Source organism: Marinobacter sp. (genome assembly GCF_040904845.1).
Classification (GTDB): Bacteria; Pseudomonadota; Gammaproteobacteria; order Pseudomonadales; family Oleiphilaceae; genus Marinobacter.
Map to the genome: position 1 here is coordinate 18,863 of NZ_JBBDSR010000063.1, position 12,318 is coordinate 31,180.

Here is a 12,318-nt window from a genome sequence, read left to right on the forward strand (position 1 = left end):
CCTCCGAACGTGGCGGCCGATAAATATATCAACTGATCGCCTGACCGCCAAGCCCTCGATAAGTTCCCGATGCATTCCAGTAAACCGTTTATAAAACAACAATCTGGAAATTTTTTAATACCGCCCTTTCGAATTACATTACGCTGGAGCGGACGAATCCTTCAATACGGTGTTCCCGAAACGACAGATCAGCCGCCGGCGACCTCGCCCGGCTCGATATCGTCCAGGTGGCGCTTCACCGCGACCCAGGCGCCGAGCCAGCCTAACAGCATCGCAACGATTAGCAACGCCACTGCACCTTCAAACGTCAAGCCGTTGAGGGAAAAATCACTGCGGTATAACCCTGCCAAACGCTCTACTGGCCCACTGAGCCACCAGAGCGATAACTGCAGCAGCACCCAGGCTACCACGCCGCCGCCCAGGCCAAACCAGGCCCCCGTGTACAAAAAGGGGCGGCGAACAAACCCGTCGGTACCACCCACCAGTTTAGCCACCAAAATTTCATCGCGCCTGCTTTCAATCGCCAGGCGCACGGTGTTACCAATCACCAGCACCACGGCGGCCGCCAGCAACGCTGCCAGCGCCCACACCGCGTTGGCCAACAGGTCGGTCATCGCGTTCAGGCGCTGAAGCCAACCCAAATCCACCTGTACGCGCTCCACGCCATCCATCCCCTCAAGACGGGTGACCAGTGTCTCGACGCCCCCGGCCGTGCGGGACGCTTCGTCCGGCGTGACCAGCAACGTATGGGGCAGCGGATTACCTTCCAGGTAGTCCAACGCGTCGTCCAGCCCGGACGACGACCGGAATTCCGCCAACGCCTGTTCCTTGTCGATCAGCTGTACTTCCAGCACTCGGCTGTCGGCCTCGACTTCGGGCTGCAGCGCTTTGGCGTCGGCCAGGGTGGCACCCTCCTTCAGGTACGCCGTGATACGGGCACTGCTCTCCCACCCCGCACTGACGCCCTGCAGGCTGGTCAGCAACAGCAGCAATGCCACCGGCAACGCCAGCGCTACCCCCATCACGGCCCAGGTCATCATGCTGGCCACTGGCGTACGCCAGAGCCGATCAGCACTGTCACGGGCGACCTTGCGATGGTGAACCAGATAGCTCTCGGCCTGCTGCTGCAGCGGCGAGCGGGACTGCTTGGCCCCTTTGCGAGGATCAGACGCCACGGCCACCTCCGGCAACCAGCTCGCCGTGATCCAGCGTCAGCGTGCGGCGCTGCATATCATTGATCAGCGCGATGTCGTGACTGGCAATCAGCACCGTCACCCCGACCTGACTGAACTGGCCGAACAGATTCATGATGTCTGCGGACAGTTCCGGGTCAAGGTTACCGGTTGGCTCATCCGCCAGCAGTACCGGTGGTTTGTTAACCACCGCCCGGGCAATGCCGACCCGTTGCTGTTCACCGCCAGAGAGCTGGAGCGGGTTCATTTTTTCCTTGCTCAGCAGGCCGACCTTGTCCAGCGCGGCGCGAACGCGGCGGCCAATGTCCCGCGCCGGTACGCCCATCACTTCCAGCGGCATGGCGACGTTATCGAACACCGTACGATCAAAGAGCAGCTGGTGATTCTGGAACACCACGCCAATGTGGCGGCGGATATAGGGAATCTGGCGCCGGGGCAACGTATTGAGCACCTGCCCGCCGACCACCACTTCGCCGGCACTGGGACGCTCCATCACCATGATCAGTTTCAGTAGCGTACTCTTGCCCGCCCCCGAATGACCGGTCAAAAACGCCAATTCACCCCGGGCGAGGCTGAAATTCACCTGCCGCAGGGCGGTATGGTCGCTGTCATAGCGTTTGGTGACCTGACGGAATTCAATCATCGGCCGTTACTGCGTTACTGGTCGTCAAACAGGGCATCCACAAACGTTTCTGCATCAAAGCTGCGCAGGTCATCCACCTGCTCGCCCACGCCGATAAAGCGAATGGGCAGCTGCAGCTGGCGCGCGATAGCAAACACAATACCACCCTTGGCGGTGCCGTCCAGCTTGGTCAGCGTGATCCCGCTGACGCCGACGGCCTGCTGAAACACCTGGGCCTGGCTCAGCGCGTTCTGACCGGTGCCGGCGTCCAGCACCAGCATGACTTCGTGGGGCGCGGTGTCGTCGAGCTTCTTCATCACCCGAACGACCTTCTCCAGTTCGCTCATCAGGTTGTCTTTGTTCTGCAGCCGGCCAGCGGTATCGGCAATCACCACATCAACCTCGCGGGACTGAGCCGACTGAATGGCATCAAAAATCACCGAGGCGCTGTCTGCGCCGCTCTGCTGCGCCACCACGGGCACATCGTTGCGCTCACCCCAAACCTGCAACTGTTCCACCGCCGCAGCGCGGAAGGTGTCGCCGGCCGCCAACATCACCGACTTGCCCTCGGTCTGGAATTTCCTGGTGAGCTTGCCAATGGTCGTGGTTTTACCCACGCCGTTTACGCCGACCATCAGAATCACGTAGGGCTGCTTTGTCGCATCCAGCTCCAGCGGCCTGGTGACATCTTTCAGCAAGCCCTGCAGCTCGTTCCGCAGCGCCTTGCGCAGGGCGTCGCCATCCTTGAGCTGATTCCGCTTCAGTTTGTCCGTCAGGGAATCGATGATTTCGGACGTAGCGGTCACGCCGACATCGGCCATCAGCAAGGTGGTCTCAATTTCCTCCAGCAGTTCCTCATCAATTTTCTTGCCGACGGCAAACAGGTCGGACATTCCACCCGTGAGGCTTGCCCGGGTTTTGCCAAGGCCCTGACGAATGCGTTCAAAAACGCTGACTTGCGGCGCTTCTGCGACAGGCTCGGGCTGAGATTCGGGCTGAGGCTCCGGCTCGGGTTCGGGTTCTGGCCGGGGCTCTGGTTGAGGTTCAGGCTTCGCAGGTGCTTCGGCCGTTGGCGCGGGTGCTGCCTGCTTCTCTAAGGGTTCTGCACCCGGTTGCGGTTCGGGCTTTTTCTGCGGCACCGGCTTCGGGCGGGGAACACGCCTGCGGTTGCCAGCCAGATCCAGCACAAAAACGAACACTAGAAGGGCCAACAGGCCAATTGCAATCCACTCTGCGGTCATACTCATACCATCGGTTGAACATTGGCGGGACAAAATAAGGTCAGTAGTCTACCAGACTGTCAGTCGGAATTGGGCGCACCCATCGCCGGTATAGCGGATGGCGACGGCATCAAATTCCGTTACCATGTGGCCATTCCGGAACCAGCGCCAGGCAGCAAACCCCATGGGCCAGAAAACCAGACATCACAAAAGCGCGCCAACCCGCCGCCACACTGCAGCCAAAAGCCCTGGCGGCGAACTGCGCATCATCGGCGGTGACTGGCGCAGCCGCAAACTCAACTTCCCCGACGCCGGCGGCGTGCGCCCCACCCCCGCCCGCACGCGGGAAACCCTGTTCAACTGGCTGAACTACCAACTGGCCGGTCGCCGCTGCCTCGACCTTTTCGCCGGCTCCGGGGCCCTGGGCCTGGAAGCTCTGTCCCGAGGGGCCGGCGCAACGGCTTTCGTCGACCACACGCCCACCCTGGCCCAGGCTCTGCGCAGCAACCTCAGGTTATTGAAATCGGATAAGGGCGAAGTGATCTGCCAGAGCGTCGACGCCTACCTGGCACAACCAGCGGCTGAGCCCTTCGACATCCTGTTTATGGACCCACCCTTCCGGCAAGGCTGGCTGGAAACACTGTTCCCACTGATCAACACCAACGGCTGGGTCACACCCGGCGGCTGGATCTACGTGGAACACGAAAGTGAAATCGCGACACCCCACACCCCGGCCAACTGGTCCCTGCACCGGCAGAAGTCCGCCGGGCAGGTTACCTATTGTCTGTTCAGGGTTGAGGAGCCAGAGGTTTTCTCAGAAAAGATTACGCCCGAGGCCTGAGCGAATAAGCCCGCAGGTGCGCCGCGAAGTCTTCCAGGTAACGGATGCCGCTGGCTTCCGCCTGCTTGCACCAGTCCATCAGTGCCTGCATCTTTTCCTGCGGCTTCACCCCACGCTTGCGCCACAGCGCCTGCAGCTCCTGGTTCATCTCGTAGATCTGGCGCAACACCGCATTTTTCTCAAGCACGGTCTCCAGGTGTTCCTGTTCCTTGGGCTTGATCAGCGTCACTTCACGAGACAGCAACTGCTTCAGCTTGCGATACCGGGGGCGAATTCCATCGTCCATCAATGCCTTTTGCTGACGCAATACCGGTTCCATCACTCGCTTGCGGTACTGGCGCATGATATCAAAACGGTTGTTGGCAATGGCCTGAACCGTTTCCACGTCCACTTCCTGCTTGCCCGGTACATGATGCGCAATCGGCTTGAAGCCTTTAGGCTTGGCGAGACCAAACAGCTGGAACAGGCGAATGTAGCCCCAGCCAACGTCCACTTCGAACCAGCGGCGAGACAGCTTGGAGGAATTCGGGTAGGTGTGGTGATTGTTATGCAGCTCTTCGCCGCCAATCAGAATGCCCAGCGGTGAAATGTTGTGGGCGTTGTCGGCACACTCATAATTGCGGTAACCGAACCAGTGGCCGATACCGTTAACCACGCCTGCCGCCCAGACCGGAATCCACATCATCTGGACCGCCCAGATCCAGATACCGTGAACGCCAAACAGCAATAGATTGGTCACCGCCAGCAACGCGATGCCCAGCATCTTGTAGCGGCTGTATACGTTGCGCTCGATCCAGTCTTCCGGCGTGCGCTGCCCGTAACGCTCCAGCGTTTCCGGGGTGGCGGATTCGGCATACAGCTCCGCGCCCTGAAACACGACCTTGCGAACACCCAGAATCACCGGGCTGTGGGGGTCTTCCTCGGTTTCACACTTGGCGTGGTGCTTGCGATGGATCGCCGTCCACTCCTTGGTGTTCTGAGCGGTGGTAAACCACAGCCAGAAACGGAAAAAGTGCTTCAGCACCGGGTGCAGATCCAGCGAGTTATGCGCTGAATGGCGGTGCAGGTAAAGGGTGACGCTGACAATGGTGACGTGAGTCATACCCAGGACAACCACAATCAACTGCATCACCGAAAGGTCGAGAAGACCGTTAAACCACATACAAAATCCTCAATCAAATATCGTAGCTCGCCCGCCACGAATGACGGCGAACCCTATCCAGCACTTTAGCGTACAGATGTAAGCCCCAACAACCGCATTTGGCCGAATTATTGTTAATGATTACACTTATCCGGGTTCAGACCGCCCCCGCCAACCGGAGAAAAGCCCTTGCCTGAATTGCCCGAAGTCGAAACCACCCGCCGCGGGATCGCGCCGCACTGCGAGGGGCACACCATCAACCGGGTCACCATTCGCAACCGCAGCCTGCGCTGGCCGATCCCGCAAGAGCTGGACCGCCAACTGACCGGAGCCACCATTCGTCATGTGGAACGGCGGGCCAAATACCTGCTGTTAAAGGTGGACCAGGGCACCGCCATCGTCCATCTGGGCATGTCCGGCAGCCTGCGAGTGATCACCGATGACGCACCGCCACTGACCCATGATCATGTCGAACTGGAACTGGACACCGGTGTCCGGCTGAGGTTCAACGACCCCCGGCGATTTGGTTGCTGGCTGTGGGCGACCCACCCGGAACAGCACCCGCTGCTCGCCAGCCTCGGGCCAGAACCGCTGGCCCCGGAATTCACCGGACGCTTGCTGTTTCGGCTATCCCGAGGCAAACAGACGCCCGTGAAATCCTTCATCATGGACAATCACGTGGTGGTTGGCGTAGGCAACATCTACGCGAACGAAGCCCTGTTCAAGGCCGGCATACACCCCAAACGCAAAGCCGGGCGCATCAGCCTGGACCGCTACAACCGACTGGTGGATGCCATACGCGAAACCCTGAGTGCGGCCATCCTGATGGGCGGCACCACCCTGCGGGATTTCGTGAACAGCGATGGCAAGCCCGGGTATTTCGCCCAGTCACTGCTGGTTTACGGTCGCAACGGCCTGCCCTGCGAAGAGTGCGGAGCACCGCTGAAGGAAATCCGGATGAACCAGCGCTCTACGGTTTACTGTGGCCGGTGCCAGCGTTGATGCACTTCGAAACAGAAAAATCGTTTGAAAATGAGCAAATATGATTCATAGTTAACAAAATATCCATGTGTGTAGGCTACAATTACCAGTCAGATGCAGTGGCCTTCAGCCCGGTACATAACAAACCGATCAACAGGACTGACAGGCAAGACTCAGGAGACACAAGAAATGACCGGCAAGATTTCCCGTGCAGTGATGACCATCCTGGCAGTGTGCCTGCTAAGTTTTGCTTCCCTTGGCCACGCTCAGGCCATTGACGAAAAGCCGTCGGCCCTCGCCATGACCGGTGATGCACTGTTATTGCGCCCCGCCCTGTTTGCCACCACCATCATTGGCAGTGCCGTGTACCTGGTGTCGCTGCCTTTCTCTGCCCTTGGCGGAAATGCTGGCGAAGCGGGCGAAGTACTGGTGGTCGGCCCGGCCAAAGCAACCTTTGTACGTTGTCTCGGCTGTAGCCGCAGCGGTCGCAAGACCGAAACGGTAGAGCAGGACGACTACTGATCCGTAACATCCCCGCTTGCCAAAACCCGGCGGATTCGGCAGCCTGAAGTGACCCCCACTTCAGGCTGTTTTGTTTATGGTGAACTGGTCAGCTCTCAACACAGTGTTCCTCGACATGGACGGAACCCTGCTGGACCTGCATTTCGACAACCACTTCTGGCTGGAACACCTGCCCGCGCGCTACGCCGAGCACTATAACCTCAGCCCCGAAGAAGCGCGCAACACCGTCATCCCCATGATCATGGCCGAGCGCGGCTCGCTGCAATGGTACTGCACCGATTACTGGAGCGACCGCCTGAAGCTGGACATCACCGGCCTGAAAGCCGAAGTGGGGGATCGCATCGGCTACCGTCCGTTTGTGACCGAGTTTCTTGACGCCGTTCGCGACGCCGGCCTGCGTTCGGTCATCGTCACCAATTGCCACCCCGACCCGCTCGCCCTGAAGCTGCGCCACACCCAACTGGAACAACGGGTGGACGGCATCATCTCCAGCCATGATCTGGGCAAGCCCAAGGAAGACCCCGAATTCTGGCGTGACCTCGCCCGGCGGGAGCCCTACCAGCCCCAAAGCACACTGATGGTGGATGACAGCTTCCCGGTACTCGAAAGCGCCCGCACCGCCGGCATTGGCCAGTGCCTGGCCATACTCGCACCAGACAGCCAGCAGCAGGCGCATGAAAAGCATCCGGAGATACCTTCCATTCACCATTTCAGCGAGGTGCTGCCATCACTGCGTCAGCGACAGCCCCTGCCATCGGGCGAATGAGCCGGCTATAATAAGGCCATACGCTCATCAGGTGAGGAGACATGACGGCGACAAACACCGACGATCACCGTGTCCGGCTCGACAAGTGGCTCTGGGCAGCGCGTTTTTACAAAACCCGTTCGCTGGCCAAAGAAGCGGTCGAAGGCGGCAAGGTTCACTACAACAGCCAGCGCTGCAAGCCCGGGCGATTGGTGGAAACCGGTGCCAAACTCACCCTGAGGCTGGGCTGGCAGGAACGCATCATCATTGTGGATGACGTCAGCGACCGCCGCCGGGGAGCCCCCGAAGCCCAGACGCTCTACCACGAAACCGATGACAGCGTGAAGCGGCGCGAGGATCTGGCCTGGCAGCGCAAAACCATGCAGGCGGCGCAGCTTCCGCCAGCCCGGCGACCCTCCAAGAAAGATCGCCGGGACATCCAGAAATTCCGGGAACAGAACAACATCTGATTTTTCACTGCCCGTTTATCACATTCAATTTTCAGGAGACACCACCATGGCATCCCGGGACCAGTTCCAGCGATTTATCTTCGAGCACAGCCAGGTGCGCGGAGCCTGGGTACAACTGGGCGACAGCTATCAGGAGATTGTCAGCCAGGCACCATACCCTGACACCGTGCGCCAGCTCCTCGGCGAATCGCTGGTGGCCAGCGTGCTGATGAGCAGCACCCTGAAATTTGAAGGCACGCTGTCCCTGCAGGCCCAGGGCGAAGGCCCACTGAGCACCCTGATGGCCGAGTGCAGCCACGCCCGGGAAATTCGCGGTCTCGCCCGCTTTGACGAACACGCGGTAATGGAAGACACCTTCCACCAACTGCTTGGCGAAGGCCGTATGGCCATTACCATCACCCCCGACAAGGGCCAGCGCTACCAGGGCGTGGTGCCACGGGAAGCGGACACACTCGCGGGCTGCCTGGAAGACTATTTCGAACGCTCCGAACAGCTGGCCACCAGCCTGATCATCTTCGCCAACGAAACCACCTGCGCCGGCCTGCTGCTGCAACGCCTGCCCGGCACCACCGACAAAGACGAAGACCTGTGGGACCGCATCAACCATCTGGCCCGCACGGTTGAGCCAGAAGAACTGCTGGAACTGGACAGCGAAACCCTGCTCCACCGCCTGTTCCACGAAGAAACCGTACGGCTGTTCAACGCCGAGCCGGTCAACTTCCGTTGCAGCTGCTCCAGGGAGCGCACCCTGGATGCCCTGGAGAGCATTGGCAACGAAGAGTGCTACAGCATTCTGGAGGAGCAGGGGTCCATCGAGATGGACTGCCAGTTCTGCCACGCACACTATCGGTTCGATAGGAACGATATTGATCACCTTTTCACCGGCCATACGCTACACTGAGGCCACTGTGAATCAGCCCGGAAGCCAGATTTGACGCGGCTTCCCGGGCTGTCGTTTTTTACCGGCGTCTCTGGCATAATAGCGCGCCTGAATTGAAGACATCCCGAGGGCGAGGTCGAAGTGAGCAACACTTATAATGATCTGAGTTCAGCACGACTGGTCGAGCTGGCACTGGAAAGACGCGAAGGCCAACTGGCCTCCAACGGTTCACTGGTGGTTCGCACCGGTGAGCGCACCGGCCGTTCACCCATGGACCGCTTCATCGTTGAAGAGCCAAGCACCGCTGATGACATTCAGTGGGGGCCGATCAACCGTCCGTTCAACGCCGACAAGTTCGACGCTCTCTGGGATCGCGTTGAAGCCTACATCACCGAGAAAGACCGCTTCGTGTCCAACGTGCACGTCGGCTCTGACCCGGAACACTACCTGCCGGTGAAAATGACCACCGAAACCGCCTGGCAGAACCTGTTTGGCCGCAACCTGTTTATCCGCCCGGATAACTACAACCAGGCCGACAAGCAGGAATGGCAGATCCTCAACGCCGCCAACTTCCAGTGTGTGCCCGAGCGTGATGGCACCAACAGCGACGGCTGCGTAATCATCAACTTCTCCAAGCGCAAAGTGCTGCTGGCCGGCATGCACTACGCCGGTGAAATGAAGAAGGCGATGTTCTCGGTACAGAACTTCCTGCTGCCCGAGAAAGACGTGCTGCCCATGCACTGCTCCGCCAACGTCGGTGAAGACGGCGAAACCTGCCTGTTCTTCGGCCTGTCCGGCACCGGCAAGACCACCCTTTCCGCCGACCCTGATCGCTTCCTGATCGGCGACGACGAGCACGGCTGGGGCCCCGGCACCGTCTTCAACATCGAAGGTGGCTGCTACGCCAAGTGCATCGACCTGAGCCAGAAGAACGAGCCGATCATCTGGGACGCCATCCGCTTCGGTGCCATCGTCGAAAACGTGGTGATCGACGAAAACACCCGCGAGCCGGACTACACCGACGTATCGCTTACCGAAAACTCACGTTGCGCCTACCCGCTGGAGCACGTTGAGAAGCGCGTACTCGAGAACCGCGCCGGCGAGCCATCGCACATTGTATTCCTGACCTGTGACATGACCGGCGTACTGCCGCCCGTGTCCATCCTCAGCAAAGAAGCCGCGGCTTACCACTTCCTGAGCGGCTACACCGCGCTGGTGGGCTCCACCGAAATGGGCTCGTCTTCCAAGCTGAAGTCCACCTTCTCCACCTGCTTCGGTGCCCCGTTCTTCCCGCGCCCGGCCGGCGTATACGCCGAGCTGCTGATGAAGCGCATGGACGAATTCGGCAGCAAAGTGTTCCTGGTGAACACCGGCTGGACCGGCGGCTCCTACGGCGTGGGCGAACGCTTCAGCATTCCCACCACCCGCGGCATCATCAGCGCCATCCAGAACGGCGACCTGGACGACACCGAAACCGAGCACCTGCCGACCCTGAACCTGCAAGTGCCGGTGAACGTACCGGGCGTAGACAACAACCTGCTGAACCCGCGCAACACCTGGGCCAGCAAGGAAGACTACGACGCCAAGGCCGCCGAACTGATCGGCCAGTTCGTTGAAAACTTCAAGAAGTTTGACGTTTCCGACGCGATTGTGGAGGCCGGGCCTAAGTTGTAAGCCCGCCTTCACTGAAAAAGCGCCCTGCTCCTTGAGTACGGCGCTTTTTTTGTGCCTTCAGGAAAAGCTTCCACAGCCGCAAAGCCAGGAAAAATGATCATTTCGACCATGAACTGGCTGATTTTTTGAAACCTGTAAATTTCCTTTTTAGATCAGGGATCTGGACGGTCGGCAAAAAAAGTGGATAGTCATCTTTGTAATCGTTTTTGTTTTGGGCGGCGATCAGGAAATCAAACAGAACTTGTTGACCTGACGGGGTTTTCTGCCTAGTTTTGGGAGATCGTTGAATTGAGATATGAAGCGGTGGAAAAATGATCACCGTGACTCATATACAAATGTTATATGCGAGAAGAATCCAGATGAAGTGTCCCAACTGTCATTCTAAGCTTGCTCTTGGGGCATTTGTCTTTAATTACTATGAGTGTTCGTCCTGCGGGAAAACTTTGACGTCGAAAAAGTGGTTGAGCGCCGTTGCCGTGCTTTCCTCATTGCCAATCGGTCGCCTATTTTACGAGGGTGAGTACGCCATTGCGGGTATCGCAACTCTAGTCGTTGGGGTGTTCTTTATCTGGAAAATGCCGAGTACCCTAGAAGCCAGGTGACTCATATAACAAAGCGCATCAATACGCGGCCGAGGGCCGCCGGACGCCCTTTTCATTGCGGCTGCGCCTCCATTTCAAGGGCGCCGTTGTGCGCGGCGTTAATTGCCAAGGAGAGGTATGGCTATCAGCTTCAAGGTGAATCACCCCATTACCACTGACCAGTTCATTGGTTTGCTGGAGAGTTCTACCCTCGGGGAGCGTCGGCCCATTCACGACCGAGATTGTATGGAAGGGATGGTATCCAATTCCAATCTCACCGTAACCGCTTGGGATGACGCTTTGCTCGTCGGTATTGCCCGCAGTGTCACGGATTTTCACTATGCCTGCTATCTGTCAGATTTGGCTGTTCACAAGAGCTATCAGAGATCAGGAATAGGTAAACGGTTACAGGCATTGACCCAGGAGCAACTGGGGCCGCTCTGCAAACTGATACTCATCGCAGCACCGGCAGCCAATTCGTACTATGGTCAGATTGGTTACAAGCAAAATGACCGCTGTTGGGTTCTGGATGCGGGGGTAACCATTGGCAATTAACAAGGCGCATCAATACGCGGCCGATGGCCGCCGGACGCCCTTTACATTGCGGCTGCGCCTCCATTACAAGGGCACCGTTGTGCGCTGGCGTTAAACAAAAGGAATATTTGACGGATGAAGTTGGTTCCCGAATTCCTAAAAAAAATCGAGCGCGGACCCACAACCATTTTTAGAGGTCATGCTGACAATTCTTGGAGAGCAATTCCTTCTATCGGGCGTAATTTCAGCAAAGATTGGTCAACGGTTCTCGATAAAGAAAAAGCGATATTGCAGGAGTTCAAAAATCGAAGCATCGCTTTTTTACAGGTTACACCGAACACGGATATTGATTGGCTTTGCTTGATGCAGCACCACGGGTGTCCAACCCGCCTGCTTGACTACACCCTAAACCCGCTGATCGCACTCTTCTTTGCCTCGGATCCCACGGTGAGTAGTGATGGCGAGGTTATAGTTGCAAAATACAAGCGCTCGGAGGTGAGTGTTCCAGATGATGGCTTGTTTGCAATAAAAGATGCGTTTGCATATCACCCCCCTCACATCACCAATCGAATCTCTGGCCAGTCTGGCTGTTTCGTATGTTCAGCGAAGCCGAATTCTCCATTGCGAGGTGAGGGACAAAAAGAAATAACAATTCCTTTTAAGAGCAAGGTCAGTATTCGGAAAGAGCTCAGCGTTCTCGGGATTTCCTACTCCAGTATATTCCCAGGACTAGATGGAATCTGTGACGATCTGAAAGACACCATTGTTAGCGATCTAGAGCTAGAGGATTTGTTCTGATGCTTAACAATGTGGTCAACGGGACGCCAACTACGCTGCGCTCCGTTGGCGCCCATTACCACTGGCGTTGAGGCTGTAGAAAAACCCCGAAATCGCCCTTCGGTTTGGTAGGATCA

General features: G+C 58.1%; 13 protein-coding genes. 9 read left to right on the forward strand and 4 right to left on the reverse strand.

Annotation, left to right across the window (positions count from 1 at the left end):
- Nucleotides 1-188: 188 nt before the first annotated feature.
- Genes ftsX through ftsY form a run of 3 tightly spaced genes read right to left on the reverse strand, consistent with a single transcriptional unit; the run spans nt 189 to nt 3,056 of the window.
- Nucleotides 189-1,175 carry a permease-like cell division protein FtsX gene (gene ftsX / locus WD429_RS07875; RefSeq protein WP_368421627.1) on the reverse strand — a complete coding sequence of 329 codons (987 nt, stop codon included), beginning with the start codon at nt 1,173-1,175 and terminating at the stop codon, nt 189-191.
- Entirely contained in the window at nt 1,165-1,836 is a 672-nt protein-coding gene (ftsE, locus tag WD429_RS07880) for a cell division ATP-binding protein FtsE (protein WP_368421628.1), read from the reverse strand. The genes ftsX and ftsE overlap by 11 nt, the downstream gene beginning before the upstream one ends.
- Before the next feature lie 14 nt (nt 1,837-1,850).
- Nucleotides 1,851-3,056: a signal recognition particle-docking protein FtsY gene (gene ftsY, locus WD429_RS07885; RefSeq protein ID WP_368421629.1), complete on the reverse strand. Its 1,206-nt coding sequence runs from the start codon at nt 3,054-3,056 to the stop codon at nt 1,851-1,853.
- Nucleotides 3,057-3,153: 97 nt separating this feature from the next.
- Here ftsY and rsmD point away from each other — a divergent pair, with 97 nt between their 5' ends.
- Nucleotides 3,154-3,876, forward strand: coding sequence for a 16S rRNA (guanine(966)-N(2))-methyltransferase RsmD (rsmD, locus tag WD429_RS07890; protein ID WP_368421630.1), 723 nt, complete (start codon nt 3,154-3,156; stop codon nt 3,874-3,876).
- On the opposite strand, the gene WD429_RS07895 is transcribed toward rsmD, so the two are convergent.
- A complete protein-coding gene (locus WD429_RS07895; RefSeq protein WP_368421631.1) occupies nt 3,860-5,038 on the reverse strand; it encodes a fatty acid desaturase in 1,179 nt (392 codons plus the stop codon). The two genes, rsmD and WD429_RS07895, sit on opposite strands and share 17 nt — an antisense overlap.
- 168 nt (nt 5,039-5,206) lie before the next feature.
- Between WD429_RS07895 and mutM the strand changes: the two genes are divergently transcribed.
- From mutM to WD429_RS07935, 8 genes are all read left to right on the forward strand, one after another.
- The gene (gene mutM, locus WD429_RS07900; protein ID WP_368421632.1) at nt 5,207-6,019 is read left to right on the forward strand and encodes a bifunctional DNA-formamidopyrimidine glycosylase/DNA-(apurinic or apyrimidinic site) lyase; all 813 of its coding nucleotides are present in this window, start codon (nt 5,207-5,209) and stop codon (nt 6,017-6,019) included.
- Nucleotides 6,020-6,187: 168 nt separating this feature from the next.
- Nucleotides 6,188-6,520: a hypothetical protein gene (locus WD429_RS07905; RefSeq protein WP_368421633.1), complete on the forward strand. Its 333-nt coding sequence runs from the start codon at nt 6,188-6,190 to the stop codon at nt 6,518-6,520.
- Nucleotides 6,521-6,596: 76 nt separating this feature from the next.
- Nucleotides 6,597-7,286: a GMP/IMP nucleotidase gene (gene yrfG, locus WD429_RS07910; RefSeq protein WP_368421634.1), complete on the forward strand. Its 690-nt coding sequence runs from the start codon at nt 6,597-6,599 to the stop codon at nt 7,284-7,286.
- A 41-nt stretch (nt 7,287-7,327) separates the two neighbouring features.
- Nucleotides 7,328-7,735: a ribosome-associated heat shock protein Hsp15 gene (gene hslR / locus WD429_RS07915; protein ID WP_368421635.1), complete on the forward strand. Its 408-nt coding sequence runs from the start codon at nt 7,328-7,330 to the stop codon at nt 7,733-7,735.
- A 46-nt stretch (nt 7,736-7,781) separates the two neighbouring features.
- Nucleotides 7,782-8,636 carry an Hsp33 family molecular chaperone HslO gene (gene hslO, locus WD429_RS07920; RefSeq protein ID WP_368421636.1) on the forward strand — a complete coding sequence of 285 codons (855 nt, stop codon included), beginning with the start codon at nt 7,782-7,784 and terminating at the stop codon, nt 8,634-8,636.
- Nucleotides 8,637-8,756: 120 nt separating this feature from the next.
- Complete coding sequence (locus tag WD429_RS07925) at nt 8,757-10,289, forward strand: phosphoenolpyruvate carboxykinase (protein ID WP_368421637.1); 1,533 nt, start codon at nt 8,757-8,759, stop codon at nt 10,287-10,289.
- Nucleotides 10,290-11,008: 719 nt separating this feature from the next.
- Nucleotides 11,009-11,425 carry a GNAT family N-acetyltransferase gene (locus WD429_RS07930; RefSeq protein WP_368421638.1) on the forward strand — a complete coding sequence of 139 codons (417 nt, stop codon included), beginning with the start codon at nt 11,009-11,011 and terminating at the stop codon, nt 11,423-11,425.
- Between the two features lie 114 nt (nt 11,426-11,539).
- On the forward strand, nt 11,540-12,202 hold the full coding sequence (locus tag WD429_RS07935; RefSeq protein ID WP_368421639.1) for an FRG domain-containing protein: 663 nt from the start codon (nt 11,540-11,542) through the stop codon (nt 12,200-12,202).
- Nucleotides 12,203-12,318 lie beyond the last annotated feature (116 nt).